The organism is Reyranella sp., assembly GCF_965228225.1.
GTDB lineage: Bacteria > Pseudomonadota > Alphaproteobacteria > Reyranellales > Reyranellaceae > Reyranella.
On record NZ_OZ245801.1, the window covers coordinates 817,631 to 841,531 of the forward strand.

Consider the following 23,901-nt stretch of genomic DNA (forward strand, 5'->3'; position numbering starts at 1 on the left):
TCTACCCCACCTTCCTCGCCGGGGGCGGGGACCAGGTGCCGTCGATGATCGACGGCGGCGTCTCACTCGGCCAGTAGAGGCGCAGCATCAGCTGGAACTTGCCCTTGGGCGCGGGCAGCCAGTTCGACTCCTTGTCGGCGCCGGGCGATTCGTTCTGGATGTAGAGGTCGGTCGAGCCGTCGGCGTTGGTCTTGAGTTTCTGCCGCGCGCTGATCGAGTAGCGGTTGAGCGGGTTGGCGACGAAGAAGAAGTCGGCATCGTACATGGTGAGCGACCAGAAGCCCTTGACTGGCGGGAGCTGGCCCTTGGCGAAGCGCATCACGTACTTGTTCGCGCCGTCATAGTCGTGTCCGTCGGCGTCCTTCAGCGACATCGGATAGACCGCGTCCTGCGGGCGGTTGGCGCCGAGACCGATCGCCGTGACCAGCGCGCGGTTGAGATAGTCGGTGCCGTAGATCCCGGTGACCGTGTCGTAGAGCCAGCCGTTCACGTTCTTCACCGACGTGCCGACCTTGAGCTGCAGCATGATGCGGTCGAAGGCGATGTGCGGGATGCGCGCGACGAAGTCGGCATTGAGCTTCGTCTTGTCGAAGTCCTGGCCGGGCACCAGGCCGATGCGGGCGAAGCGCGCGACCGCGGCGGCGTCGGCCGCGACCGGCGGGTTGGTCTTCATCAGCTCGGCCAGCAGGGTGAAGTAGGAGACGGCGTCGAGCGCGTTCACCTGCTCGCGCACCGCCGTCTTCATGTCGACCTTGGCGTCGACCGTGCCGGCGGGCGGCGTGTAGTCCTTGCCCCAGGCGCTGAGCGGCACCAGCTTGCACTGGTCCTGGAGCGCATGAACGGCGGCGTAGTCCTCCGGCGTGCCGGTGCAGTAGATGCGGCCCAGCATCCACACCAGGCCGGTCGGCGACTTGTATTCCGTCACGCCGGCGGGCAGCGTGCCCTTCCAGCCGGGCCCGGTGATCGCATAGGTCTGCGCGCCCGTGCCCGTGGTGCGCGCGCCGGGCGACTGGAAGACGGTGGTCCAGCCGTCGAGCAGCGGGAACAGGTAGTAGCGGCCCTTCATGTCGGGCAGGCTGAGGATCCAGGGCTCCTTGCCGACATCGGCCCAGGCGATCGTGTAGAGCGTGTCGGCGTTGGGCGCGGTGACGTCGCGGAAGGCGGCGTTGGGATATTCGCGAATGCGGGCGAACTGGCCCATCGGTGCGCGCGTACCGGCGGGGGCGGCGACGTTGGTCATGATCCGCCGCGTCATCTCCATGGTGACCAGCGGGTAGCCGTAGACGTAGGCATCGGTCGCCAGCCAGAACTCCTCCAGCCCGCCCAGCATCGGCACGCCTTCCTGCGCGCGCGCGCCGGACAGCGGCAGCAGGCCGCCCAGGGCCGAGAGCGAGCCGGCGAGACCGCCCAGGGTGGCGTTGCGACGATTGATGGTCATGATCGAACCTCTCTCTTCAGAACCGGAAACGCGCGCCAGGCGTCGGGATCGGCCGTTGCGGTGTCGGCGGCCGCCGGCTCCGCCGTCGCAACGCCCCTGCAGGCGAAGACACCCCCGACGACGAGCGCAGCGGCCGCCAACGTCGACGTCAACGAGGCTTCCCCGACACGTGCGATGGGCCCGATACGTCGCCGCGGTGTGCCAAAGCAGCTCGCGCGACGCCATGACAGTTTGCGCCAAAAGTGCAACCATCCCGCCAAGGTGACGAGTCTCGCGACATCCGAAGAAGCCGGTACACCGGGCCGCTCCAGCGCCTCTGCGGGCCGCACCATGCGTGTCGGGCCCATGATGGGGCTGGAGGCGCTGCTGGCCTCCCGCGGCGTCGGCCTGGCGCCGCTGCTGGCCGAATCCGGCCTGCCGCCCGACTGCTTCGGCGATCCCGACAATCGCTGGCCGGTCGACCGGCTGCTCGATCTCGTGGCGCGCGCGGGAGAGCGGATGGACTGTCCGCATCTGGGGCTGCTGCTCGCCATGCCGTTCGGCCCCGCCGCCCTCGGCGCACCGCTCGCCCGCCTGCTGGGCGGCGCGCTCTCCGTAGAGCGGGCGCTGCGCGGTCTGACGATGAACCTGCACCTGAACGGCGAGGCGCTGGTGCCCGCGCTGAGCGTCGGGCCCGACGGCGCCTGCTTCAGCCTCACCCCCTATGCCTGGCACCGGCGCGGCACCGCGCACCTCGAGGATTTCTCGCTGGCGGCGGCGACCAACGTCCTGCGCTTCCTGGCCGGTCCGAAATGGACGCCGCTGCGCGTGACCTTCGCCCATCGCGAGCCGGCCGATCGCCGGCCCTACGACGCCTTCTTCCAGGCGCCGCTCGCCTTCGGCGCGCCGCTCAGCGCCGTGCACTTCGATGCCGGCTGGCTGCCGCGGCGGCCCCAGTCGACGCCGCCGGGACTGGCGGCACCGCCGTCGCCGCCCGCGTCCGGCGAGGAACTCGACATCGTGGTCCGCGCCCGCCGGGCCATCATCCGCGCGATGGCGCGGGGCATCGTGGGCGTCGACGCCGTCGCCTCCGCCACCGGCCTCAGCCGGCGGACCCTCAACCGCCGCCTCGCCGAGCGCGGCAGCTCGATCCGCGACCTGATCGCCGAGGTCCGCCTCCAGGTCGCCCGGCAGCTCCTGCGCGACACCGACCTGACCGTCGCCGACATCGCCGTCACTACTTGCTACTCCGACGTTGCCGCTTTTTCGCGCGCTTTCAGGGCCAGGATGGGCCTGTCCCCGGCGGCGTGGCGGCATCAGGCAACTCCCCCGGGCGAAGAGCGTTGAAGCGCAAGGAACCGAACGCCGGAGGATAGGATGATGATGGGTATGTCTGCGAGGCTCGCGCTGGTGGCCGCTATCGGCTTGGCGGCTGCGGCCTGCCAGAACGATGCCTATGGTCCGCCGACCGGCGCCTATCAGCCCGCACCGGCCTACTACAACAACGCGCCGCCCCCGCCGCGCTATGCCTACGGCCAGCCGGCGCCGAACTACTACCAGAACCAGCCGGCCTATAACCCCTACCAGCAGGGCCAGGGCCGCTACAATCAGGCCGACGGCCGCCGCTATACGAACGTGACGGTCACCAATCGCGGCCAGAACGGTTACCAGGACCAGGTCGTGCAGCAGCAGGTCGTCTGCGGCAGCCAGTATTACGACGGCTACCGCACCCGCACGGCGCCCTACTGCTAAGTCGGCGCGATGGCCGAAGCCCGGCGCGCGGAACGGTCGGGCGGAAAGACTTCGTCGCGCTGTGTCTTTCGTTGGCCGGCGCGGCGCTCGCGCGTCCCGTCTCGGCGAAGACGAACGCCGGGACCTTCCCGACCAGATCCATCACGCTCCTCGTAGGCGATGCGCGCGGCGGAACGCTCGACGGGGCCGCGCGCGCGGTCGGTCCGGCGCTGTCGAAGGTTCTGCGCCAGCCCGTGACCGTCGAGAACCGCCCCGGCGCGGCCGGGCTGAGCGCGCAGACCGCCGCCGCGAAGGCCAAACCCGACGGCTATACGCTGGTGCTGGCCGGCACGACCGGCCTGGTGCTGGCGCCGCGCCTGGTGGCGCCGCCGCCCTATACGGTGGAGGCGTTCGCCGGCCTCGGCTCGGTGTCGGAGACGCCGCTGGTGATCGAGGTGCCGGCCTCGAGCCGCTTCCAGAGCTTCGCCGAGCTGGCGGCCCACGCCAAGAGCCACCCCGACGCGGTGCGCATCGGCCATGCCGGCAACGGCACGACCAGCCATCTGGCGATCCTGCGCCTCCAGCAGCGGCTCGACGCAAGGTTCGCCGCCGTTCCCTACGAGGGCTCGGCGCCGGCCATCGCCGCCCTCCTGGCCGGCAATATCGACGCCGTCGTCGACCAGCTTCCGAACTCGTTCGGCCAGCTGCGCGCCGGCGCGGTCAAGCCGCTGGCGGTGACCAGCCTCAAGCGCGCCGCCGACCTGCCCGAGACACCCACCCTCAACGAACTCGGCCTGAAAGGCTTCGAGGTCGCCACCGTCGCGGGCCTGCTCGCGCCCGCGAAGACGCCGCCCGCCACGGTCAGGATCCTGGGCGACGCGCTGCAGAAGGTGCTCGACGATCCGGCGGTCCAGGCGAAGCTGAAGAGCCTCGGCAGCGAGCCGCGCGCGATGAGCCCCGACGCGTACGACGGGCTCCTTAAGACGGAAGACGCCGCCGCGGCGCAGATGATCAAAGATGGGGTGTTGAAGGCGGGGTAGGCGGCGCGGGAAGCTGATCCGTCAGCGGCCACGCCGCACAATCCACGCTTGTGCTACGCTGCCCCCAGCTCGAAGGGAGCCGGCGAGGCGTGTCGTTGTTCGAAGCGTACAATCGATTGATTGAATGGGTGGATCGCCCGGCCGTGCTCATCCGGCTGGCGATCGTCTTCATTGCCTCGTGGGCGATCTTCTTCTCTCAGGTTTCGGCGCTCGACTACGTACCGCCCGACTACATCGACAAGGGTGTATATTGCCTGCACGCCCTGGGGCACACCCTGACCATGGCGATGTTTCGAAGCCTGTTCCCCTGGCTGGTCGCCGCACAGATCGCCGGTGTCGTGCTGATCGCGCTGCGGATCGCGCCGCTTGTCTGGTTTCCCGTCGTGGTGCTGCCGCTGTTCTGGGGCGGGCTGGTGGCGTCTTGCCCTTTAGAATGACTGTCCAACTCAGGGATGTTGATGCCAAGGGACACATACGTCTTTGGCGTGATAAATTTTCGAACAAGACAATCCAGAGTGAAGACCTCGAATGCAATATGTTGCGCGGGCGTTTGGTCCAATAGCGGTCTTCGTATGTCTCGCTCTTGCCCTGGTGCTTGTTGGTGAACTGGCAAATGAGTTCCACACTGGAGGAAGCAGAGCGCGCTGGTATGACTTCGCATGGCTGTTTTTTCTAGGTTGGTATCTTGTTGTAAGCCCGGTCATGATGTCGATGCGCCTGTGGCGGATGGAGTTTGCGAGCGCCTTCTCCTGGGCGCTTGTCGCCGCGATAACCGTCTCTCGAATTTTTGACCCCGAAATCTATCGAAGCGCCGAAGACCGGCTGGTGCCTTATGCGCTGGCAAAGCTGGTCGATTGCGATCTTCCGGAAAAGGCACATTCAAGTTCTGCCTTCACCGTTTGCTATGCTTATCAGCGATTTCCATGGGATCGGATTCTGCTGCGAAGCGCTTCCAGCGAGCTACTCCTGCCAGTAGAGCAATGGTCAGAAGGCCTGAAGGCGTCGATTGGATCGAATCGACTGACTCGGAACATCGTGTACTGCGGCTATCGTCGGATAACGAAAATACGCCCTGACTATCTGTTTATTGAAGTCGCATGCGGATAGGTGCGCTTGTTCTGCCTGTTGTCGCCGCCACATTCGCCTACTGCTGGTCGGCCGTTCGCCATCGGCCCGTCGGCAATGAAGTCGAAATTCGATGATGGGCAAGAGAGAAGGTAAGCGACACCCCCGGACTACGGGCTAGGGTCTTGCTGTCAATCCCGCTAAACATCATCCCAATGTTGCAGCGGGAGAGGGCACCCCAATGAAAAACACGCCACGAATCATCATCAACTCCGACGTGCTCGCACCCGCCGCGATGGCGTTGCTCGAGGCACGTGGCGCCGAGGTGCGGATGTTGCCGACGCGGGCCAGCGAGGCCGAGATGATCGCGGCGGTGGCGGAGGCGCCGACGCATGCGATCCTGGTGCGCACCACCAGGATCACGCCGGCCGTTTATGACGCGGCGCCCGACCTGCGCGTCGTCTCCAAGCACGGGGTCGGCTACGACAATATCGACGTCGCGGCCGCCAGCGCGCGCGGCATCGCGGTGCTGCGCACGCACGGCGCCAATGCCCGCTCTGTGGCCGAGCTGGCGCTGGGCATGATGATCTCCGTGCTGCGCTACATGGTGCCGTTCGACACGGCGCTGAAGCAGGGCACCTGGCCGCAATCGGCCTTCATGGGCCGCGAGCTGTCGGGCTCGAAGCTCGGCATCGTCGGCTGCGGCGCCGTCGGCTCCTCGCTGGTCGCGCTCTGCCGGCCGTTCGATCTCGACATCCGGATCTACGATCCCTACCTCGCGCCGGACGCGATCCCGGAGGGCGTCGGCCGCGTCGATGTGCTCGATGAGCTGCTCGAATGGGCCGACATCGTCACCTTGCATTGTCCGCTGACGGAAGAGACCGACCGCATGATCGATGCGGCGGCACTCGCCCGCATGCGCAAGGGCACCTTCCTGGTGAATGCCGGCCGCGGCCCGCTGGTGGATGACGTTGCGCTGGTCGCCGCGCTGGAGAGCGGCCATCTCGCCGGCGCCGCGCTCGACACCTTCGTCGTCGAGCCGCCCGATCCCAATCATCCCCTGTGGAAGCAGAAGAACGTGGTCTTCACGCCGCATATCGGCGGCTCGACGCGCCAGTCACTGGAGCGGGTCGCCGTGCAGGCCGTCGAGAACATCTTCTACGTGCTCGACGGCACACCGCTGCCGGCGAAGTGCGTGGTGGGGTGAGAGCGGTTCGCGCGCGCGCCTCGCACACAACCTCATCCTAAGGAGGCCCGAAGGGCCGTCTCGAAGGATGGGCGTCAGGCGGGGTGCTCGTTCGACACTTCGAGACGCGCTCCGGAGGAGCGCTCCTCAGGGTGAGGCCGGGTCATCCTACGTCCGGCATCTTCTCCAGCAGCTTGTCGAGTGTGATCGGGTAGTCGCGGACCCGGACGCCGGTGGCGTTGTAGATCGCGTTCGCGACGGCGGCGCCGACGCCGCAGATGCCGAGTTCGCCGACGCCCTTGGCCTTCATCGGCGAGGACAGCGGATCGGTCTCGTCGAGGAAGATCACCTCCTGGTGCGGGATGTCGGCATGGACCGGGACCTCGTAGCCCGCGAGGTCGTGGTTGACGAAGAAGCCGTGGCGCGTATCCACCGCCAACTCCTCCATCAGCGCCGCACCCGCGCCCATGGTCATGGCGCCGATCACCTGGCTGCGCGCCGATTTCGGATTGAGGATGCGGCCGGCGGCGCACACCGCCAGCATGCGCCGGATCCGCACCTCGGCCGTGGCGGCATCGACGCCGACCTCGACGAAATGCCCGCCGAAGGTCGAGAGCTGATGCTTCTTGTCGAGGCCGCCGAACTCGATCGAATCCTCGACCACCAGTTCTCCCGCCTTCGCGGCGTCGGCCAGTGCGATGCTGCGTTCACCTGAGCGGACTTGGCCGTCGGCGAATTGCGCGTCGGCGGCGTTGAGGCCGAGCTTGCCCGTCACCGCCTCGCGCAGCTTCACGCAGGCGGCATAGACGCCGGCGGTCGCGGAGTTGGCGCCGAACTGTCCGCCCGACCCGGCCGAGACCGGGAAAGCCGAATCGCCCAGCTTCACCACCACCTTGTCCAGTGGCACGCCCATCATCTCGGCCGCGGTCTGGGCGATGATCGTGTAGCTGCCGGTGCCGATGTCGGTCATGTCGGTCTCGACGGTCACGGTGCCCTTGGCGTCGAGCCGCACCCGCGCGCCCGACTTGATCACCGGCGAGCCGCGATAGGCGGCGGCCATGCCCAGCCCCACCAGCCAGCGCCCGTCGCGCGCCTGCTTGGGCTGGGCCTTGCGGGCGGACCAGCCGAAGCGCTCGGCGCCGGTCTTCAGGCATTCGGTGAGTTGGCGCTGGGAGAAGCTGCGCTCCGGCTTCTCGGGATCGACCTGGGTGTCGTTGCGGATGCGGAACTCGATCGGGTCGAGCCCCAGCTTCTCGGCCATCTCGTCCATGGCGATCTCGAGCGCCATCATGCCGGGCGCCTCGCCGGGCGCGCGCATCGAGTTGCCTTCCGGCAGGTCGAGCACGGCCAGCCGCAGCCGCGTCAGCCGGTTGGCGCCGGCATAGAGCAGCCGCGTCTGCATCACGGCCGTTTCCGGCTTGCCGTCGGGCAGGTCGCCCGACCAGCTGTCATGGCCGATCGCCGTGATCGTGCCGTCCTTCGTCGCGCCGAGGCGCAGGCGCTGGATGGTGGCGGGGCGGTGGGTCGTGTTGTTGAACATCAGCGGACGCTGCAGCGCCACCTTGACCGGGCGCTTGGCCGCGCGCGCGCCCAGCGCCGCCAGCACCGCGTCGGCGCGCACCCACAGCTTGCCGCCGAAGCCGCCGCCGATATAGGGCGACATCAGATGGACCTTGTCCTTGGAGATGCCCAGCGTCTTGGCCATGTCGCCGATGCTCCAGGCGATCATCTGGTTCGAGGTCCAGAGCGAGAGCTTGTCGCCGTCCCACGCGGCGATGCTGGCGTGCGGCTCCATCATCGCATGGGCCTGGTCGGGCGTGGTGTAGGTGGCGTCGAGCGTCACGGCTGCGGCGGCAAAAGCGCCGTCGAAGGCGCCGACTGCGCTGTCGGCGGGCTCGTCGTCGGTGCCGGCGGGCTTGGCCTTGTCGCGCGACGCGGCGAGGTCGTAGGCGCCCTTGGCCGGCGCATACTGGACCTTGATCAGCTCGGCGGCGTGGCGCGCTTGCTCGAAGGTCTCGGCGACCACCAGCGCGACGGCCTGGTGATAATGCTCGATCTCGGGCCCGCCCAGCAGCTTCGCGGTATTGTACTCGCCCTTGCCGAGCTTGCCGGCATTCTCCGCGGTCACGATGGCCAGCACGCCGGGCGCGGCCTTCGCGGTGGCAATATCCATGGACGCGATGCGGCCCTTGGCGATGGCCGATCCCAGCACATGGCCATAGGCCTGGTTGGGCACGACGTCGTGGCGTTCATAGGCATAGGGCGCGGTGCCCGTGGTCTTCAGCGGTCCGTCGATGCGGTCGAGCGGCTGGCCGACGATCTTCAGCCGGTCGATCGGATTGGTGGCGGCGGGTGTATCGAATTTCATGGCTCAGCCCCTCGGCTCGGCCAGCACGGCGGCGAGTGCGCGCTCGGCCAGTGGCACTTTGAACTTGTTCTCTTCGGTCGGTTTGGCGCCGGCGAGCAGCTTCGCCATCACCGGCTTGGCGCCGCGCGACATGTCCGCTTCGGCGTCCTCGTTGCGCCACGGCTTGGGCGCGACGCCGCCCAGCGCCACGCGGCCGCTGCCGTCCGGCTGGACGATGGCGGCGACGGACACGAGCGCAAAGGCGTAGGAGGCGCGGTCGCGCACCTTGCGATAGTGATGCATGCCGCCGGCCGGCTTCGGCAAGGTTACCGACGTGATCAGCTCGCCGGGCTCCAGCACCGTCTCGATTTCGGGCGTGTCGCCGGGGAGGCGGTGGAAGTCGGCAATCGGGATGGTGCGGGTGGCGCCCTGCGGCTTCACGGTTTCCACCGTGGCGTCGAGGACGCGCATCGCCACCGCCATGTCGGAGGGATGCGTGGCGATGCAGGCGTCGCTGCCGCCGACGACGGCGAGCTGGCGGCTGTAGCCGCCCAGCGCCGAGCAACCGCTGCCGGGGCGGCGTTTGTTGCAGGCCATGTTGGTGTCGTAGAAATACGGGCAACGCGTGCGCTGCAGGAGATTGCCCGCGGTCGTCGCGCGATTGCGCAATTGGCCCGAGGCACCCGAGAGCAGGGCGCGCGACAGCACCGCATAGTCGCGCCGCACGCGGGCATCGGCCGCGAGATCGGTGTTGCGCACCAGAGCGCCGACGCGCAGGCCGCCGTCTTGCGTCGGCTCGATCTTGTCGAGGCCGAGGCCATTGACGTCGATCAGATGCGCCGGTGTCTCGATCTGCAGCTTCATCAGGTCGAGCAGGTTGGTGCCGCCGGCGATGAAGCGGGCGTCCGGCTGGCGCGCGGCGGCGCTGGCGGCCTCGGCCGGCGAGGCGGCGCGTTCGTAGGTGAAGGGCTTCATGCCTTCCTCCCGGCGACTTCGCCGATGGCTTCGACGATGTTGGAATAGGCGCCGCAGCGGCAGATGTTGCCGCTCATGCGCTCGCGCAGTTCGGCATCGTCGAGCGCTGGCTTCGCATTCAGGTCTGCGGTGACGTGGCTCGGAATGCCGGCCTCGATCTCCGCCAGCACCGCGACCGCCGAGCAGATCTGGCCCGGCGTGCAGTAGCCGCACTGATAGCCGTCATGCTTCACGAAGGCGGCCTGCATCGGATGCAGCTTCTCGGGCGTGCCCAGCCCCTCGATGGTGGTGATCTCGCCGCCCTGGTGCATGACCGCCAGCGTGAGGCAGGAATTGATGCGCCTTCCGTCGAGGATCACCGTGCAGGCGCCGCACTGGCCGTGATCGCAACCCTTCTTGGTGCCGCCCAGATGTAGCCCTTCGCGCAACGCATCGAGCAGCGTCGTGCGCGGATCGAGATCGAGATCGCGCGGCTTGCCGTTCACGGTGAAGGAGACTTTCAGCGTCGGCGCGGCGGCGCCGGCGGGAGAAGAGGCCGAAGCCGCCGGAGGCGTCTGTGCCCCGGCCCGTGCGGCCACGGCGCCGACCGCGGCCGTGGCGACGGTGGCCGCCATCAGAGTACGTCTTTTCACATCGTTTTCGCGGGGGCTTGCCATGGCTGGCTCCTGCTTGCGGGTGGCGCCGGTGTAGGTTCAGGCCGCTCAACGCCGCCTTCGCCGTCCTCGTTGCGCCGAATCCCGCGCCGCTTTTGCCCGCGCGCGGCCTGCTATATCGGCGCGCCGTGCCTGTCGATCGATGCGGGGATCAGGGCTCGCTCAGAGGGGGCGGGACTGGCGTTCGAAAGGACGCTCCGACACCGAGACGGGCAGACCCTTGATCAACGAGTTCATCGCCATCGAGATCTCTTTCGCTTTCGCGATGAGCGGCGTGGGATCGGACCCGTCGGACATCGAAACCGATATCAGCATCTCCGCGCCGACCGCGCGGATCGGCGAACCCTCGAGGGCCACGGAGACCGAGATGCTGATGTCGCCGACGGACACACCGAGGTCCTCCGCCACGTAGCGCAGATCGTTGGCGAAGCACCCACCGATGGTCAGGCCCAGCAGCTGAGCGCCATTGAAGCCGAGACCCATGCCACCGGCACGCCCCTCAGGCCGGTCGACGATCACCGTGTGAGCGTCCGCCCATCCCATCGCGGCCTGCGTTCCCGCCACGTTGCGAATTTCGACAGTGGATACCGGCATCGCCGCCTCAGAAGGACACCGATCCCAGGGCCCGTGTCAGAGCCGTCCCATGCCGGCCCCGCCCAAGGCGCCGACGAGCCAGAGAACGAGCAGGATCACGAGGATGAGGCCCAGGACGCCGCCGAGCCCGCGCCCACCATAGCGATTGTAGCCATAGTAGCCGCCGCCGCCGCCCAGCAGCACAATCAGCAGGATGATGATCAGTATCGTCGACATCGTGGCGATCCTCGTTGAGCCGGTCCGTGAAGTCGCCTTGATGGAGATCAAGGAAAAGTCGCTAGCGGACTAATGAAAGGTCGCCGCCGTAACGTGCAAAACCTGCAATCGTTGCAGAGACGAACGTTGGCGTCGCTGCTGATGGCGCGCCGTCCGAGACGATGGCGGCAACGCTCGACCGTTACGTCCACCGACCACGCGTCATCACGTCGAGCACGCGCCGAAAGCTTCAGTGATGCTTCAAGATGAAGAGAGAATTCTGCTCGGGAGAACTGATTATCGCAGTGGCGAAGCAAATGGGCGGCCGCTCAGCAACAATAGGTTCGGCCATTGATCCTGTTGACGCGAAACAACATGACTCGCGCCCGGACTGGTTGCAGGATGCCCGAGGGGGAAATCAAGAGGCGACAGGAGCAGTCAGAAGGGGGAGTAGCGTTATGGGTGCCTTGGCGTGGACGATCTACCGGCCGGAACATCTGGTCGTTATTCGCGGCATCGGCGTATTCGACATCCACTTCGCCACGTCGTTCCGGGAGGCCATGCGGGAAGAGGGTGCTGCCGGCTTCTGCAAGCTGTTCGATCTCAGCCGGGCCGACATTCACCTCAGCAACGAAGATCTGCAGACCATGGTCGCGAGTACGCGTCTGCGCGGGCCCATTCAATCCGGGCCGATCGCGATCTATCTCGGCAGGACCCCGCCCCCTCTGCTGGTGGACATGGCGATCCTGCTGAGGGAGCGCATCGGGCACCGCCGCCGCGTGCGCCTCTTCACCGACGAAAGCCTCGCGAGACGGTGGCTTGCCGCGGAAGGGCCGGCCGTGAACCTTCCCCAGGAGTTTCTTCAACTCCCCTCGAGACAGACGATGAGCGCCAGCCTGAGGCGCTGACGCCTGCGTCCACGATCGTCGTGCGCTGACGGACGACGATCGCGGCCCGCGGCTTCAGGCAGCAGCGTCCATCACATCCAGCAGGCCCGGCCGCACGCCCAGCTGCTCGACGAGCTGGTCGAGCTTGCGGCGCGCGACAGGATTGCTCTGCTGGTGGCGGGTCGCCAGGATCAGCTCGTTCTTCAGCGTGTGTTCGAGGCCGGTGAACTCGGTCACCCGCACCTTGTAGCCCCTGGCCTCGAGCACCAGGCCGCGCAGCACGTTGGTGGCATGGGCGCCGAACTCGCGGCGGTGCATCGGGTGGCGCCACAGCTGGTCGATCGGCCCGGGTTTCGTATGCTCCAGCAGCGACGCGACCTCGGCCTGGCAGCACGGGATCAGCGCCACCACCTTGGCCTCGTGGCGCAGCGCGAAGCGGATCGCGTCGTCGGTGGCGGTGTCGCAGGCATGCAGCGCCGTCACCATGTCGGCGCGGCCGTTCGCCAGCACCGTGTCGGCGATGCCGCCGGCCACGAACGACATGCGCTCGAAGCCGCCGTCGCGGGCCAGCGCCTGCGAACGCTCGACCAGCTCGGCGCGCACGTCGACGCCGACGATCGAGCCGCGCCCGGCCGGACCGACCACCAGGTCGTAGAGGATGAAGCCGAGATAGGATTTGCCGGTGCCGAGATCGGCGATCACCGGATCAGCTCCCTCGGCGAGCAGCGCATCGATCGACGGCCGCAGCAGCTGCACGAGGTGCAGCACCTGCTTCAGCTTGCGCCGCGTGTCGAGGTTCAGCCCGCCCTCACGGGTCAGCACGTGCAGCGCCTTGAGGAGCGTAACCGAACTCTCGCGCGCCGGCCCCGGCCACATCTCCGCCAGCACCTTGCGCGCCGCAATCACGTCGGGCCGTTCGCGGGCGGAGGAGGGCGGTCGCTTTTGGGAATGCTGCTTCGACATCCGGGGAGCTTGTGGGCGAGACCGGCAAGAGGCGCAAGGCGGCGGCATATCCATATGTTAAATTATATGATATAATAATATTAATATTGCTTGGCATATGATCTTGACATCATGCTGATGTGCCTAAATTAATGAAATTAGCAATTCCATATAGAAAAACACATGAAACCCATTCGTCTGAACGGTCTACCTCAGGATATGCGGGAAGCCCTGAGAGAGACGCGACGGGCTCGCGGATGGAGCCAGGAAGCCTTCGGCCGCAAAGTCGACCTGCCCCAAGCCCATGTTTCCGGCATCGAGGCCGGCAAGATCGTCCCGCGATTCGACACGCTGCTCGATCTCGTCCGCGCGCTCGACTTCGACCTGATGATGGTACCGCGTTCGCTCGTGCCTGCGGTGCAGGCGCTCATCCGCGACCAGCAGCAAAGCGAGGGTGGCGAGGAGCAATCGCTCTACGCAGATGTGGTCGACGATGCCTGAAGTCCGGAGTCTCTCCGTCGCATTGAACGGCCGGCGCGTGGGCGTGATCAACCGTCTCGGGGGAGATCGTCATCTCTTTTCCTTCGAGCAAGACTATATCGACGATCCACAGCGCCCGACGCTCAGCCTGGCCTTCAAGGGGCGGCACGGCGGTCTTGTGACGGCGACCCGTCCGGTCAGCCAGCGCCTGCCGCCCTTCTTCGCCAATCTGCTGCCCGAAGGTCACCTGCGCGCCTATCTCGCCAAGCGCGCCGGCGTGAAGCCCGAGCGCGAGTTCTTTCTGCTGACCGCATTGGGCGCGGACCTGCCCGGCGCTGTGACGGTGGCGCCGATGGACGAGGGGAGTTCGGCGGCGGACGACGGCGCGCAGGTGCGCGAGCCACAGGGCCTGCATTTCTCCCTCGCCGGCGTGCAGCTCAAATTCTCCGCGGTCAACGAGGCAACGGGCGGACTCACCATACCGGTCGATGGCGAAGGCGGCTCCTGGATCGTCAAGCTCCCCTCGGCGCAGCATCCGGCCGTCGCTGAGAACGAGCACGCGATGCTCGAGCTTGCCCGAGCTACGGGCATCGACGTCCCGCGCAATCGCCTGGTCGACATCGACGCGATCGGTGGTCTGCCCGACGATACGGCGCGCCTCCAGGGCAAGGCGCTCGCCGTCGAACGCTTCGATCGTGCCGCGGGCGGCCGGCGCATCCACATGGAGGATTTCGCGCAGATCTTCGGACGCTATCCCACCGACAAATACGAAGGCGCGAGCTACGCCAACATCGCAAGCGTGCTGTCGGCGGAGACGGGCGACGCCGGGGTCGAGGCGTTCGTGCGGCGTCTCGTCTTCTCGGTGGTGATCGGCAATGCCGACATGCACCTCAAGAACTGGTCGCTGCTCTATCCCGATGGCCGCACGCCCGTTCTCGCGCCGGCCTACGACTTCGTCTCGACGGTCGCCTATCTGCCGGATGACGCCCTGGCGCTCGGCTTTGGCGGCAGCCGCAGCCTGACCGGCATCGAGCCCCATCAGATCCGCCGCTTCGCCGATACGGCACGCCTCGCCGTCAGTCCCCTCGCGCGTCTCGTGTCCGACACGGCCGGGCGCATCGTGGAGAACTGGAAAGTGCTGGAGCAGAAGCGCCTGTTGCCGGTGCCGATCTCGAAAGCCATCGGACGCCACATCGAGACCGCGGCCGCCAACATCTTGCGCTCCTTCGCCTGAGCGGGGACACCCGTCCGTCAGTGCCGCGCCGGCAGGGGCAGGATCACCGGGACGGGCGGCGGCGGGATCAGGGGCAGGCCGAGACGGTGGTTGAGTTCGGCCACGTCGTCGATCCAGGGCGACAGGCGGCCGGAGGCACCGATCGACGGAAAGGGCTCTGTGGTCACCATCTGCCTCACCGTCACCGAGTCCGGCCGGTGCGGGCCCGCGAGGTAAGCGAGGTGGAAGCGGCGGCCGTCGGTGAGGCTCACGACGCAGTCCAGCGTGCTGAAGGCCAGCGTGCCGAAGGTGCCCGCATGTCGCGTGCGATAGGCCTCGACCTGCTCCAGATCTTCGAAGGTGAAGCCGTAGGGCTGTTCGGCGGCGAGGTCGAAGGCGCGCCGGATCCGGCTGGCATTCCTCTCGAGCGGATCCCTTGCCCCCAGGTCCCGGGCATTGGGCAGGCAATCGAAGGCGACGGACATGGGCTCTCCCTTACAGATGGTGCAGGCCGCGGCAGCAACGCCAGAACCACGACCGGTGTTCCCGCTCCGCCCATTCGATCATCACCCCTGCATGGTTGCGCGGATCGGCGATGGTGGGATGGGCCTTTTCGATGATCTTCGCGGCGTTGAAATGCGCGGTGTAGGAATAGGTGCCGACATGACGCTCGGCGCGATAATGCGCGACCACCTGGCGGGTCATGCCCGTGAGGCGGCCCCAGGCGAGGATCTCCTCGCGTTCCGCCGCCCTGCGTTCCCATTCCAGCGCCACTTCCTCGCGCGTGGCGCCCTCGCCGCACTGGACCCGGAGCCGGTGCAGGCGCAGGTCGAGCGCATGTTCGCGCAGCTTCGCGGCCTGCTCGGGGCAGGTGAAGTAATAGCGGCGGATGGAATTGAACTCGACGCAGCGCGTGTCGTCGAACTGGCGCATCCAGCCGTTCAGCTCGGCCTGCTCGGTCGCCGTCCAGTAGCCGCGCCGGATGATGGCGGTGGTATGCGGGAAGGCCCGCTCGAGTTCCTCGGACGTATCGCAGCGCACGCGCACCGGCGGCGGTGGCGGGGGAGGCAGGCTGTCACCGAGCATCGTCGCCTCCCTCAGTGATTGCGCACGAAGGAGCGCACGGAGGCCGCCGACAGGAAGCGCGTCACGCTGAAGGTGCGCGAGCCGCACTTGCCGCAGACCACGCCGGCCTGTTCGAGCGTCCGGCGGTCGCCCGCCACCGCCTTCAGCGCGGCGGCGGTGACGACCACACGGCGCACGCAGCGGTCGCATTCGATGCCGACGGGATGGGTCCCTGTGGCGACGTCGTGAAGCGTGAGAGCGGTCATCCAGCACCTCCTTGTGGGACCGACTCGTATTCGAACAAAACAGGAACAACAAGCCACTTAATGCAGGGGCTCGTCGCTGCGAAAACCCGCTAAATGTGGGCTGAAAGCAGTGCAGTCGGCGGGCTTTTCAGCCGGTCGCCTTGTAGTCGAAGTCGGCGTCGCTCAGCAGCCAGAAGGCGGAGATCCTGTCGTCGCGCAGCCGGTAGAAGTAGTTCACCTCGGTGGTAAAGCGCTGGCCGGTGGCGACGAGGGTGCAGGCATAGAGGAAACGGATCGCGAAGCGGTCGGTGTCGGCAACGATGTCCTGGATGTCATAGGCAGCATCGCTGAAATTGTGCCGGTCCCATTCGAGACGCCGCACGACGTCGTCGCGGGTCAGCACCTGCGTGCGATGATGACCGACCATGTCGGCGCGATAGAAGCGCGGTACGGCGGAGGCGTCGAACGGCTGCCAGACCTCCTGCATCAGTCGAACGGCGAAGGCGCGGGTCGTCTCGGACATGCTCGTCTCCGGATCAGTCGGCGGTCGTGCCTATGTAGGGAATGATCTGCCGGTCCGGCTGGTCGAAGTCGATCAGGATGCGGCCGGGAATCTTCGCGATCTCGAGGTTCTTCGTGAAGAAGGCGCGGCTGCCGAAGCGGGGCAGGAACTCCGACTTCGTCGTCGCCCAGTCGACGAACGCGCAGTAGTGCGCGGCCGGCAGGGTGCAGGGATCGCGGGCCGGCTCGATCTGGGAAAAGCCCAGCGGGTGCCAGTCGTGATACAGGCTGCCGATGAAGCGGCTGGCCGGATAGGAGGCCGGGCCGCAGTTGAACCGCCGCGCGAGTTCGCAGTAGCGCGGATACTTGTCCTTGAAATCGCTCACGCGATACGAGGCGATGTCGGTCGATTGCAGGTCCTTCGCCTCGGCCTCGCTGAGCACGTTCGCGCCGTCGAGGAATCGCTCGCCGATCGCCTCGCCCTTCTCCTGCTCCACCGCGCGGATGATCTGCAGCAGGCCGCGCGCATTGGCGGGATAAAGCTCGGTGCGCCGCGGGAATATGACGGCCGAGACGTGCTGGCCCTCGCTCAATCGCAGCCCGTTCTTTTCCAGCGCCTGCCTGGCCGTATAGCCCGCCATCTCCTCGTAGCTCGCGACGAACGAATAGAGCTGGTCCGGCGGCCCGAGCCGCGTCAGCCGGTCGATCGCCAGCCAGGGCTCCTTCTGCGGATCGAAGGCGACCAGGCGGATGAGATGGCCGACCGGGCGATTGCTCTCCAGGTCCGCCCAGGCCTGCGCGGCGCTCAGGCGCTCGAACGAAGGCGGCGCGGGGCGAGGCGGCGCGAGGCCGATCGCCACGGCGGCGAGGATCACGCCGGCGGCCAGGCTTGCGAACAGGGCGCTCCTGAGGAGCCGTGTCGAAGAGATCTTCATTCAACCTTCTTTATGACCTCCCTTTCCGCCTTGCCATCTTTCGGACGTGGTGACACCCCACATCGACAGTCATGCTTCGAGGCGACGATCTGGTGACACCTTTCTCCCGTCTTAGAACCGCGGCCGGCTCCACCTTGGAGGGCCTCGCCGCGGCGTTCGATGCCTCGCCGCTGTCGCAGCGGCGGCATCGCATCGCCGTGACCGGGCTGCAGCGCTCGGGCAAGACCGTGTTCATCACCGCCTTCGCCCATGCGCTGCGCACGGCCGCCCACGCGCCGATGGCGTCCTTCCCGTTCTTTCCCTGGCGCACGCATGTACGCGACGTCGAGCTGCTGGAGATCCCGGGCGTCCCGCGCTTTCCCTTCGAGGAGCGGCTGGACCAGCTCCTGTCCGAGCAACCGACCTGGCCGGCGCCGACCACCGGTCTCAGCGGGCTGAGGGTGCGCATCCGTCATGGCGATGTCGGGCTGCTGCGCTCGGCCCTCTCGTCCAACGCCACCACCGATCTCGATCTCATCGACTATCCCGGCGAATGGCTTCTGGACCTGCCGATGCTGACCCAGTCGTTCCGCGACTGGTCGCTGCAGATGGAGGAGCTGGCCAACAGCGCCGGCCGGCACGATCTCGCGACGCCGTGGCTCGACGCGGTGCGCACGCTCGATCCGGGAGCGCCGGAGAACCAGGCGGAACTGGCGCGCATCGGAACCCTCTACCGCGACTATCTCCTGCGCTGCCGGCAGGACCGCAGCCTGTGCTTCGTGCAGCCGGGACGCTTTGCGCTCGCGGACGAAGGTACAGGAGACGGGGCGGTCGATCCCGCCGCTTTGTTCTTCCCGCTCTCGTCCGTGCGCTCGGGCCTGCTCTCGGCCAAACGCGGCACGATGGGCGCGGCGCTGCTGCGGCGCCATGCCGACTATCTGAAGAGGGTCCGGCAGTTCTACGGCGAGGTCTTCGGGCGCCTCGGCAAGCAGGTGCTGCTGGTCGATCTGCTCTCGGCGCTGCAGCAGGGCCACGAGGCCTTCGCCGACTTGGGGTTGGCCATCCGCAGCATCAGCGACGCCTTCGACGAACTCAGGCATCCGCTGCTGCGCCTGCTGCCGATCGCCCGCGTCGACCGGCTGGCGCTGGCCGCGACCAAGGCCGACCATGTCACCGCCGATCAGCACGCCAATCTGGTCAACCTGCTGCGCGACCTGATCGGCGAGCCGTTCCTGCAGGCGACGGCGCGGCAGTCGGGCCTGATGGCCGTGGCCTCGGTGAAGGCCACGACCGATCTCAAGCTCAAGGTGAACGGACTTGCCACGCCCTTCCTGCGCGGCATCCCGGCCGGCCGCGACGAGGTGCTGGACCTCCAGCCCGGCGTGATCCCCGGCACCATTCCCGCCGCCGACCAGTGGGCCGAGCTGGGCTTCAACATCCGCCGCTTCGAGCCGCCGCGGCTGGGGCCCGCCTTCCGCGACCGGCCGCTGCCGCACGTCAATCTCGACAAGGTCCTCCAGTTCCTCCTCGCGTGAGCATCCCCATGAGCATGACCCCACAAGCTGAGACGCCCCGCCGCCTCGTCGACATGGAGTTCCGGCCGGGCGACCTGCCGCCCGCCGATGCGCCGTCGCTCGACGAGACGCTGCCCGAGGTGACGATGCGCCCGCCCGCGATCCGCTGGCCGGCCAAGCTGGCGCTGGGCTCCGCCGGCCTGCTGCTGCTGCTCTTCGTGGTGGACGGCGCCGTCTCGCTGCTGCGCAGTGCGATCGAGCAGGGCAGCCTGCTCGACCTCGCGCAGTTCGCCGTGCTCGTGGCCCTCGTCGGCTCGACGCTGTGGCTGCTGGCCGGCCAGGCCCGCGCCTATGCGCGGCTGAAGTCGGCCGAGCGGGCGCGCGAGCTGGCCGAGCATCTGGCGCGGCTGGGCGGCGTCGGCAGCGGCGGCCGGCTGGTCGGCGTCCTCGACGCGCTCTACGCCGGCAATCCCGAGGTGCGCGGCAAGCTCGGCGCCGTCTCGGCCGCGCTGCAGCCGCAGCACACCGACGCCGACGTGATCGATCTTTTGAACCGCGAGATCTTCGTGCCGATGGACCGGCGGGCCGACGACCGCATCCAGCGCGCCGCGCTGCGCGCCAGCTTGGGCGTCGCCGCCTGTCCGCACCCCGCGCTCGACGCGCTGGTCGTGCTGGGCATCGGCGTCGCGCTGGTCAAGGACCTGATGCAGATCTACGGCCTGCGCCACAGCGCCCGCGCCGTCTGGCGCATCATCTCGCATGTGCTCTTCTCGGCCTCCTCGACCGCCGTCATGAGCACGGTCGTCGAGTTCGCGATGAAGGCCGCCCAGGACCGCCTCGCCGCCGCCGTCGTCGGCACCGCCGGCGAAGCCCTGGTCGTCGCCCGCCGCACCTTCGCGCTCGGCATGCTGGCCAAGGAGGAGATCAGGCCGCTGCCCGCGCCAAGGTGAGTGGAGCCTGCCCGTCTCGCAAAGGTCCCTCACTTCGTTCGGGATGACAAAAATGCGTGCATCGACGCACGGCGCCAACCCGAGCAAAATTGTCATCCCGAGCGCAGCGAGGGACCTTTTGCTTTCATGAAGGTCGATCTCGACGACCTCGTGTGATCCGGCGGCGCTCAGGCGCCGCGGAGCTTCGCTACGTGGCGGGCCAGTTTCGCCAGCGTCTGGCCGCCATATTCGACGGCGCCGAAGCCGATCGCGCCGTCGCGTTGCGCCTTTGACGGATGCATCTGGCGCAGGGTGAGGACGGTCTTGCCGTCGCTCTGCTCGTCGAAGGTGACGAGCATGCGGAAGCGGCCGGGGTCGTCGTCGCGGTCCGAGCCATGCTCGACCTCGATCAGCGACGGCGCCTCGAGGCGCAGGAAGCGCATGCGGTTGTCGTAGCGCGTGCCGCCGGGTGCCACCATGTCGAAGCGCCACAGCCCGCCGGGCCGCAGATCGATCTCGCGGCTCTCGATCTCGAAGCCTTCGGGCCCGAACCAGAGCTGGATCTGCGCCGGATCGGTCCAGGCGGCATAGACGAGGGCGCGCGGCGCATCGATCACGCGGGTCAGCACGATCTCGCGGTCGAGGGGCCAGTCCTGCCACGCGGACGGCGGCGGTGTGAAAGTCGCGCTCATGGTCCTAGTGCTTCCTCTTCATGCGTTGGACGTGGGCTTCGAGGCGATCGAGGCGCCGCTCCCAGGTGGCGACGTGCCGGTGGATCCAGGCCTCGGTCTGCTGCAGCGCGCGCCGCTCGATCCGGCAGGTCCGCACGCGCCCGGTCTTCTCGGAACTGATCAGCCCGCTCTCTTCGAGCACCCGCACATGCTTCAGGAGCGAGGGCAGGGCGATCTCGAACGGCTCGGACAACTCGCTCACCGACCGCGGCCCCTCGCACAGCCGAGTGACGATCGCCCGCCGGATCGGATCGGAAAGGGCTGCGAAGGTGCGGTCGAGGTCGGGAGAATGGTTAGCCATGACGGAAACTATTTGCCGGCGCGGAGGCGCGGTCAAGAAAAAATTTCACAAATGGCTAAGTGTTGGGATTGATCCACCATCCTCATCCTGAGGAGGCCGCCCTGCGGCCGTCTCGAAGGATGGGCAACGGGCGTAGTGCTCGTGCCCACCCTTCGAGACGCGACCCTGCGGGCCGCTCCTCAGGGTGAGGTGTTGGTGGGGCGGTAGATGTGTCCCTCACGAACCGTCCGATACCGCTCGACCTGTCGGACGAAGCCTCGCCAGAGCTCGCGACGCTTGGTGAACCAGGCCGTGCGCTCATCCTCGCGCCAGGATCGGAACGGGGCGCCACTCCATGGCGTGCGCTTCTGGCTTTCGTGGGTCTGCAGGTGGGAGAGCCAGACGAGGGCGGCGGCGGCGTGGGCCTCGTGGGGGAACTGGCCGAGCTGTTCGCAGTCGGGCTCGAGCCAGCGGTCGAAGGCGAGGGCGAAGGTGCGTTCGATCCTTTGGAAGTCGCGGCTGCGGTGCTCGACCTCGGCGCTGCAGAGCGCGACGGCGCGGGCGCGGAAATTCTCGATGTCGATCGCGAGCGCGGGGAGGGGGCGGCGGTGGCGGCGGATCAGGTCGGCGGCGGTCTCTTTCGGGCGAAGGGAGAGACTGTCGGGCATGAAGACAGTATCGGATCGTGGTCCGGATTTTTCAAGCCGGAAACCGGAAATAAATCCGGATTGCTCTCTGTCGTCCTGAGCGCAGCGAAGGACCTGACAGGGCGACCAGAGGACTCCCTTGCGGGCGCGAGATCCTTCGCTGCGCTCCAGGGCGGGGATTACCCCGCCCGCGATGACAGGGTGCGTGAACGGCTCGTTCTGCCTTCGACGCTCCCGGACATTGCCATGCAATGTCCTGACGCTAACTGGTAAGCCGAGCGAAGCTCGGCTTACCTACCACCCTTCATCAGCTCATCCCACTCCAGCACGCGGTAGACGCGGAACACCATCTTGCGGTCGACCTCGAATTCCCTGGCCGGGCGGTACTGCGCGAGCTTCAGGGTCTTGGCCGAGATGCCGACCAGCAGCTTGACCACGGTCTGGCGCACGCTGGAGCCGGCGATCGGCCTGAACTCGACCACGACATGGTCGTTGACGCTGGGGGCGCGGTCGCGCTCGACATAGATCAGGCTGTTGGGCTTGCGCCACGGCCACATCGAATCGCCCACCACGTTCAGCGCGAAGACGTCGCCGCGGCCATGGATGCCCGGCGGACGGGCGACATGGTCGATCACCGTGCCGTTCATCTCGAACTCGCCGTTGCCGTCGCCGCCCATCGCCGTGCCATAGAGCGGCACGTCGTTGGCCATGTGGCCGAGCATCGGCCGGCCGGGCGCGTCGAAGGCGGGCACGACGTTGCCGGCGAGATCGGTGGCGAAGGCGGAGGCCGCACCGTCGGCCGTCGCGGCGAACTCGCCCTGCAGCTCGGCAACGCCGACCGGACGGCCGGTCTTCTTGGCAGCACCGGCGGCCAGCCGCGCATAGGTCTTGTCGGTCAGCGTCTTGGCGCCGGTCGGATCGTCCAGGAACTTGCGCAGCGTTCCGTCGCCCAGGCCTGAGAGCGATTCCCACTGGGCAACGTTGAGGCCGGCCCCGGCCATGAAGGCACGCAGGGCCTGGCGGCGCTGGTTGGCGTCGAAGGCCATACCGTCAGTCTGGCATTTTCCGGACGGGTTTCCGAGAGGGGAATTTTCCGGAATCCGTCTTGAATTCGGACAATAATCCGGATACCTTTCCGGGATGGTCGCCTCTCCGAAGCTTTCCCCGCCCGTCCTGCACCCGTTCCTGGTCGAGGACGCCGCCGACTGCCTGGGCTTCGAACGGGCCGGCGGCTACTCGGCCCGCGCCGCCCGGATGGCGACCCGCGACATGCTGGCCGACCGCGCCCGCGCGCTGGGCTATCCCGATCGCGAGATCGAGCGGGTGGTCGATGCGGCGCTGGCGGCGGCGGTGCTGCAATGAGCAATCCCCGTCACCCAAACCCCCATCACCCAAACCCCCGTCGTCTCGACCGGAGCCTCGCGCAGCGAGGCGGAGCGGAGAGACCTTCCCTCTACGATTTGCCGGCTTTTCGGGTCTTTCCGAACAAGCTGCGATCACACCACCAACCTCATGCTGAGGAGGCTGCGGAGCAGCCGTCTCGAAGCATGGGCACGAGCACCGCGTTTGTTGCCCATCCTTCGAGACGCCGCGCATGCGCGGCTCCTCAGGATGAGGTGGGTGTATGATCTATCTGCATCGCAAAGACTCCAGGGGAGAGAAGCTCTCTCCACTCCGCGCTGCGAGCTCCGGTCGAGACGACGGGGGATTTGCGGCGAGGCTACTTCTCGCCCAGCCAGTGCGGCCAGCTGCCCTTGCGCGCCTTGCGGGCCTCGAACTCGGCGTCGGCGTAGCGCTGGGCGGCGCGCGGCTCCCACGACAGCGGCTCGTCGAGCTCGTGGCCATAGACCACGCCGGAGGCCAGCATGGCGCCGCCGAGATCGATCGGCTGGGCCTCGTCGAGCGCGCATTGCGCCACCAGCCGGCATTCCGAATCGTAGCGCGCGATGCGGCACTTCACCTTGTGGTCGGCGCGCGCCAGGAGGTCCTCCAGCGTCGCCCGCGCGCGCATGCCGGGCACGGTCTCGACCCGCTGGGCATCGCGCAGCGCCGGCGCCTGCACGCCCCAGATCCGCAGCGGCGTCTTGAGGCCGCTGCCGCCCAGGGTCTCGCCGTCGAGGGCGAAGGCCTGGCCGGACCAGTTCTGCGGCAGCGCGCCGTTGCTGGCGGTGCAGCCTTGCGGCTTGGGCGCCGCCGCGGCCGGAGCCGCGGGCGCAGCGGCCGGCGGCTTGGCGTTCTGCGCCCAAGCGGCGGGGGCCAGTGCGGCGGGCGCCAGCAGCGCGAGCGAGAGGGCGGCGAGGGCAAGTCTCTTCATGCGCCGACCGTGACTTCCGTTTGAGGCGAGGTAAAG

At 67.7% G+C, this 23,901-nt stretch carries 29 protein-coding genes; 12 read left to right on the plus strand and 17 right to left on the minus strand.

Annotated elements, in window-relative coordinates; all coding sequences use genetic code 11:
• Window position 1: 1 nt before the first annotated feature.
• Window positions 2-1,438: a DUF1254 domain-containing protein gene (locus ACO07K_RS03865; protein ID WP_422034574.1), complete on the minus strand. Its 1,437-nt coding sequence runs from the start codon at window positions 1,436-1,438 to the stop codon at window positions 2-4.
• 330 nt (window positions 1,439-1,768) lie between these two features.
• Here ACO07K_RS03865 and ACO07K_RS03870 point away from each other — a divergent pair, with 330 nt between their 5' ends.
• The 6 genes from ACO07K_RS03870 (at window position 1,769) to ACO07K_RS03895 (ending at window position 6,460) form a co-directional block, all read left to right on the plus strand.
• Complete coding sequence (locus ACO07K_RS03870; protein WP_422034575.1) at window positions 1,769-2,764, plus strand: AraC family transcriptional regulator ligand-binding domain-containing protein; 996 nt, start codon at window positions 1,769-1,771, stop codon at window positions 2,762-2,764.
• A 42-nt stretch (window positions 2,765-2,806) separates the two neighbouring features.
• Window positions 2,807-3,169, plus strand: coding sequence for a hypothetical protein (locus ACO07K_RS03875; protein WP_298313933.1), 363 nt, complete (start codon window positions 2,807-2,809; stop codon window positions 3,167-3,169).
• A gap of 71 nt (window positions 3,170-3,240) precedes the next feature.
• Window positions 3,241-4,188 carry a tripartite tricarboxylate transporter substrate binding protein gene (locus ACO07K_RS03880; RefSeq protein WP_422034576.1) on the plus strand — a complete coding sequence of 316 codons (948 nt, stop codon included), beginning with the start codon at window positions 3,241-3,243 and terminating at the stop codon, window positions 4,186-4,188.
• Between the two features lie 89 nt (window positions 4,189-4,277).
• A complete protein-coding gene (locus ACO07K_RS03885) occupies window positions 4,278-4,625 on the plus strand; it encodes a hypothetical protein (protein ID WP_422034577.1) in 348 nt (115 codons plus the stop codon).
• A gap of 91 nt (window positions 4,626-4,716) precedes the next feature.
• A complete protein-coding gene (locus ACO07K_RS03890; RefSeq protein WP_422034578.1) occupies window positions 4,717-5,295 on the plus strand; it encodes a hypothetical protein in 579 nt (192 codons plus the stop codon).
• 199 nt (window positions 5,296-5,494) lie between these two features.
• Complete coding sequence (locus tag ACO07K_RS03895) at window positions 5,495-6,460, plus strand: hydroxyacid dehydrogenase (protein WP_422034579.1); 966 nt, start codon at window positions 5,495-5,497, stop codon at window positions 6,458-6,460.
• Window positions 6,461-6,602: 142 nt separating this feature from the next.
• Here ACO07K_RS03895 and paoC read toward each other — a convergent pair whose 3' ends face one another.
• The 5 genes from paoC to ACO07K_RS03920 all read right to left on the minus strand — a co-directional run bounded on the left by paoC (window position 6,603) and on the right by ACO07K_RS03920 (window position 11,224).
• Window positions 6,603-8,807: an aldehyde oxidoreductase molybdenum-binding subunit PaoC gene (gene paoC / locus ACO07K_RS03900; RefSeq protein WP_422034580.1), complete on the minus strand. Its 2,205-nt coding sequence runs from the start codon at window positions 8,805-8,807 to the stop codon at window positions 6,603-6,605.
• 3 nt (window positions 8,808-8,810) lie between these two features.
• On the minus strand, window positions 8,811-9,761 hold the full coding sequence (locus ACO07K_RS03905) for an FAD binding domain-containing protein (RefSeq protein ID WP_422034581.1): 951 nt from the start codon (window positions 9,759-9,761) through the stop codon (window positions 8,811-8,813).
• Window positions 9,758-10,417 carry an aldehyde dehydrogenase iron-sulfur subunit PaoA gene (gene paoA / locus ACO07K_RS03910; protein ID WP_422034582.1) on the minus strand — a complete coding sequence of 220 codons (660 nt, stop codon included), beginning with the start codon at window positions 10,415-10,417 and terminating at the stop codon, window positions 9,758-9,760. The genes ACO07K_RS03905 and paoA overlap by 4 nt, the downstream gene beginning before the upstream one ends.
• Window positions 10,418-10,576: 159 nt before the next feature.
• Entirely contained in the window at window positions 10,577-11,008 is a 432-nt protein-coding gene (locus ACO07K_RS03915; RefSeq protein WP_422034583.1) for an OsmC family protein, read from the minus strand.
• A gap of 36 nt (window positions 11,009-11,044) precedes the next feature.
• Window positions 11,045-11,224 (minus strand): DUF3309 family protein, encoded by a 180-nt coding sequence (locus ACO07K_RS03920; protein WP_304856509.1) that lies wholly within the window; start codon window positions 11,222-11,224, stop codon window positions 11,045-11,047.
• Between the two features lie 437 nt (window positions 11,225-11,661).
• Here ACO07K_RS03920 and ACO07K_RS03925 point away from each other — a divergent pair, with 437 nt between their 5' ends.
• A complete protein-coding gene (locus tag ACO07K_RS03925; protein WP_422034584.1) occupies window positions 11,662-12,111 on the plus strand; it encodes a hypothetical protein in 450 nt (149 codons plus the stop codon).
• A gap of 54 nt (window positions 12,112-12,165) precedes the next feature.
• On the opposite strand, the gene ACO07K_RS03930 is transcribed toward ACO07K_RS03925, so the two are convergent.
• Window positions 12,166-13,053, minus strand: coding sequence for a class I SAM-dependent methyltransferase (locus tag ACO07K_RS03930; RefSeq protein WP_422034585.1), 888 nt, complete (start codon window positions 13,051-13,053; stop codon window positions 12,166-12,168).
• Window positions 13,054-13,215: 162 nt separating this feature from the next.
• Between ACO07K_RS03930 and ACO07K_RS03935 the strand changes: the two genes are divergently transcribed.
• Together ACO07K_RS03935 and ACO07K_RS03940 are read left to right on the plus strand one after the other, a co-directional pair.
• Window positions 13,216-13,533 carry a helix-turn-helix transcriptional regulator gene (locus ACO07K_RS03935; RefSeq protein ID WP_422034586.1) on the plus strand — a complete coding sequence of 106 codons (318 nt, stop codon included), beginning with the start codon at window positions 13,216-13,218 and terminating at the stop codon, window positions 13,531-13,533.
• Window positions 13,526-14,746 carry a type II toxin-antitoxin system HipA family toxin gene (locus ACO07K_RS03940; protein WP_422034587.1) on the plus strand — a complete coding sequence of 407 codons (1,221 nt, stop codon included), beginning with the start codon at window positions 13,526-13,528 and terminating at the stop codon, window positions 14,744-14,746. Before ACO07K_RS03935 ends, ACO07K_RS03940 begins: the two co-directional genes overlap by 8 nt.
• A gap of 17 nt (window positions 14,747-14,763) precedes the next feature.
• On the opposite strand, the gene ACO07K_RS03945 is transcribed toward ACO07K_RS03940, so the two are convergent.
• The 5 genes from ACO07K_RS03945 to ACO07K_RS03965 form a co-directional block, all read right to left on the minus strand.
• A complete protein-coding gene (locus tag ACO07K_RS03945) occupies window positions 14,764-15,210 on the minus strand; it encodes a hypothetical protein (protein ID WP_422034588.1) in 447 nt (148 codons plus the stop codon).
• 10 nt (window positions 15,211-15,220) lie between these two features.
• Window positions 15,221-15,811 carry a hypothetical protein gene (locus ACO07K_RS03950; protein WP_422034589.1) on the minus strand — a complete coding sequence of 197 codons (591 nt, stop codon included), beginning with the start codon at window positions 15,809-15,811 and terminating at the stop codon, window positions 15,221-15,223.
• 11 nt (window positions 15,812-15,822) lie between these two features.
• A complete protein-coding gene (locus ACO07K_RS03955; RefSeq protein ID WP_422034590.1) occupies window positions 15,823-16,056 on the minus strand; it encodes a hypothetical protein in 234 nt (77 codons plus the stop codon).
• 127 nt (window positions 16,057-16,183) lie between these two features.
• Window positions 16,184-16,558, minus strand: a complete 375-nt coding sequence (locus tag ACO07K_RS03960; protein WP_422034591.1) for an ester cyclase — start codon at window positions 16,556-16,558, stop codon at window positions 16,184-16,186.
• Window positions 16,559-16,571: 13 nt separating this feature from the next.
• The gene (locus ACO07K_RS03965; RefSeq protein WP_422034592.1) at window positions 16,572-17,471 is read right to left on the minus strand and encodes a hypothetical protein; all 900 of its coding nucleotides are present in this window, start codon (window positions 17,469-17,471) and stop codon (window positions 16,572-16,574) included.
• Between the two features lie 134 nt (window positions 17,472-17,605).
• On the opposite strand from ACO07K_RS03965, the gene ACO07K_RS03970 reads away from it, so the two are divergent.
• Window positions 17,606-18,985, plus strand: a complete 1,380-nt coding sequence (locus ACO07K_RS03970) for a YcjX family protein (protein WP_422034593.1) — start codon at window positions 17,606-17,608, stop codon at window positions 18,983-18,985.
• A gap of 8 nt (window positions 18,986-18,993) precedes the next feature.
• Complete coding sequence (locus tag ACO07K_RS03975) at window positions 18,994-19,914, plus strand: YcjF family protein (protein WP_422034594.1); 921 nt, start codon at window positions 18,994-18,996, stop codon at window positions 19,912-19,914.
• Window positions 19,915-20,081: 167 nt separating this feature from the next.
• On the opposite strand, the gene ACO07K_RS03980 is transcribed toward ACO07K_RS03975, so the two are convergent.
• From ACO07K_RS03980 to ACO07K_RS03995, 4 genes are all read right to left on the minus strand, one after another.
• Window positions 20,082-20,585: an SRPBCC family protein gene (locus ACO07K_RS03980; protein WP_422034595.1), complete on the minus strand. Its 504-nt coding sequence runs from the start codon at window positions 20,583-20,585 to the stop codon at window positions 20,082-20,084.
• A 4-nt stretch (window positions 20,586-20,589) separates the two neighbouring features.
• Complete coding sequence (locus ACO07K_RS03985) at window positions 20,590-20,925, minus strand: ArsR/SmtB family transcription factor (protein ID WP_422034596.1); 336 nt, start codon at window positions 20,923-20,925, stop codon at window positions 20,590-20,592.
• Window positions 20,926-21,104: 179 nt separating this feature from the next.
• Window positions 21,105-21,572 carry a hypothetical protein gene (locus tag ACO07K_RS03990; RefSeq protein WP_422034597.1) on the minus strand — a complete coding sequence of 156 codons (468 nt, stop codon included), beginning with the start codon at window positions 21,570-21,572 and terminating at the stop codon, window positions 21,105-21,107.
• 269 nt (window positions 21,573-21,841) lie between these two features.
• On the minus strand, window positions 21,842-22,597 hold the full coding sequence (locus tag ACO07K_RS03995) for a S24 family peptidase (RefSeq protein WP_422034598.1): 756 nt from the start codon (window positions 22,595-22,597) through the stop codon (window positions 21,842-21,844).
• 94 nt (window positions 22,598-22,691) lie between these two features.
• Here ACO07K_RS03995 and ACO07K_RS04000 point away from each other — a divergent pair, with 94 nt between their 5' ends.
• Window positions 22,692-22,913: a hypothetical protein gene (locus ACO07K_RS04000; RefSeq protein ID WP_422034599.1), complete on the plus strand. Its 222-nt coding sequence runs from the start codon at window positions 22,692-22,694 to the stop codon at window positions 22,911-22,913.
• A gap of 358 nt (window positions 22,914-23,271) precedes the next feature.
• Here ACO07K_RS04000 and ACO07K_RS04005 read toward each other — a convergent pair whose 3' ends face one another.
• Window positions 23,272-23,865 (minus strand): thermonuclease family protein, encoded by a 594-nt coding sequence (locus tag ACO07K_RS04005; RefSeq protein WP_422034600.1) that lies wholly within the window; start codon window positions 23,863-23,865, stop codon window positions 23,272-23,274.
• Window positions 23,866-23,901 lie beyond the last annotated feature (36 nt).

Bases quoted from the DNA above. Each gene is read 5' to 3' on its own strand.
- ACO07K_RS03865 (WP_422034574.1), bottom strand. From the start codon at position 1,438: ATGACCATCAATCGTCGCAACGCCACCCTGGGCGGTCTCGCCGGCTCG.
- ACO07K_RS03870 (WP_422034575.1), top strand. From the start codon at position 1,769: ATGCGTGTCGGGCCCATGATGGGGCTGGAGGCGCTGCTGGCCTCCCGC.
- ACO07K_RS03875 (WP_298313933.1), top strand. From the start codon at position 2,807: ATGTCTGCGAGGCTCGCGCTGGTGGCCGCTATCGGCTTGGCGGCTGCG.
- ACO07K_RS03890 (WP_422034578.1), top strand. From the start codon at position 4,717: ATGCAATATGTTGCGCGGGCGTTTGGTCCAATAGCGGTCTTCGTATGT.
- ACO07K_RS03895 (WP_422034579.1), top strand. From the start codon at position 5,495: ATGAAAAACACGCCACGAATCATCATCAACTCCGACGTGCTCGCACCC.
- paoC (WP_422034580.1), bottom strand. From the start codon at position 8,807: ATGAAATTCGATACACCCGCCGCCACCAATCCGATCGACCGGCTGAAG.
- ACO07K_RS03905 (WP_422034581.1), bottom strand. From the start codon at position 9,761: ATGAAGCCCTTCACCTACGAACGCGCCGCCTCGCCGGCCGAGGCCGCC.
- paoA (WP_422034582.1), bottom strand. From the start codon at position 10,417: ATGGCAAGCCCCCGCGAAAACGATGTGAAAAGACGTACTCTGATGGCG.
- ACO07K_RS03915 (WP_422034583.1), bottom strand. From the start codon at position 11,008: ATGCCGGTATCCACTGTCGAAATTCGCAACGTGGCGGGAACGCAGGCC.
- ACO07K_RS03920 (WP_304856509.1), bottom strand. From the start codon at position 11,224: ATGTCGACGATACTGATCATCATCCTGCTGATTGTGCTGCTGGGCGGC.
- ACO07K_RS03925 (WP_422034584.1), top strand. From the start codon at position 11,662: ATGGGTGCCTTGGCGTGGACGATCTACCGGCCGGAACATCTGGTCGTT.
- ACO07K_RS03930 (WP_422034585.1), bottom strand. From the start codon at position 13,053: ATGTCGAAGCAGCATTCCCAAAAGCGACCGCCCTCCTCCGCCCGCGAA.
- ACO07K_RS03935 (WP_422034586.1), top strand. From the start codon at position 13,216: ATGAAACCCATTCGTCTGAACGGTCTACCTCAGGATATGCGGGAAGCC.
- ACO07K_RS03940 (WP_422034587.1), top strand. From the start codon at position 13,526: ATGCCTGAAGTCCGGAGTCTCTCCGTCGCATTGAACGGCCGGCGCGTG.
- ACO07K_RS03945 (WP_422034588.1), bottom strand. From the start codon at position 15,210: ATGTCCGTCGCCTTCGATTGCCTGCCCAATGCCCGGGACCTGGGGGCA.
- ACO07K_RS03950 (WP_422034589.1), bottom strand. From the start codon at position 15,811: ATGCTCGGTGACAGCCTGCCTCCCCCGCCACCGCCGCCGGTGCGCGTG.
- ACO07K_RS03955 (WP_422034590.1), bottom strand. From the start codon at position 16,056: ATGACCGCTCTCACGCTTCACGACGTCGCCACAGGGACCCATCCCGTC.
- ACO07K_RS03960 (WP_422034591.1), bottom strand. From the start codon at position 16,558: ATGTCCGAGACGACCCGCGCCTTCGCCGTTCGACTGATGCAGGAGGTC.
- ACO07K_RS03965 (WP_422034592.1), bottom strand. From the start codon at position 17,471: ATGAAGATCTCTTCGACACGGCTCCTCAGGAGCGCCCTGTTCGCAAGC.
- ACO07K_RS03975 (WP_422034594.1), top strand. From the start codon at position 18,994: ATGAGCATGACCCCACAAGCTGAGACGCCCCGCCGCCTCGTCGACATG.
- ACO07K_RS03980 (WP_422034595.1), bottom strand. From the start codon at position 20,585: ATGAGCGCGACTTTCACACCGCCGCCGTCCGCGTGGCAGGACTGGCCC.
- ACO07K_RS03985 (WP_422034596.1), bottom strand. From the start codon at position 20,925: ATGGCTAACCATTCTCCCGACCTCGACCGCACCTTCGCAGCCCTTTCC.
- ACO07K_RS03990 (WP_422034597.1), bottom strand. From the start codon at position 21,572: ATGCCCGACAGTCTCTCCCTTCGCCCGAAAGAGACCGCCGCCGACCTG.
- ACO07K_RS03995 (WP_422034598.1), bottom strand. From the start codon at position 22,597: ATGGCCTTCGACGCCAACCAGCGCCGCCAGGCCCTGCGTGCCTTCATG.
- ACO07K_RS04000 (WP_422034599.1), top strand. From the start codon at position 22,692: ATGGTCGCCTCTCCGAAGCTTTCCCCGCCCGTCCTGCACCCGTTCCTG.
- ACO07K_RS04005 (WP_422034600.1), bottom strand. From the start codon at position 23,865: ATGAAGAGACTTGCCCTCGCCGCCCTCTCGCTCGCGCTGCTGGCGCCC.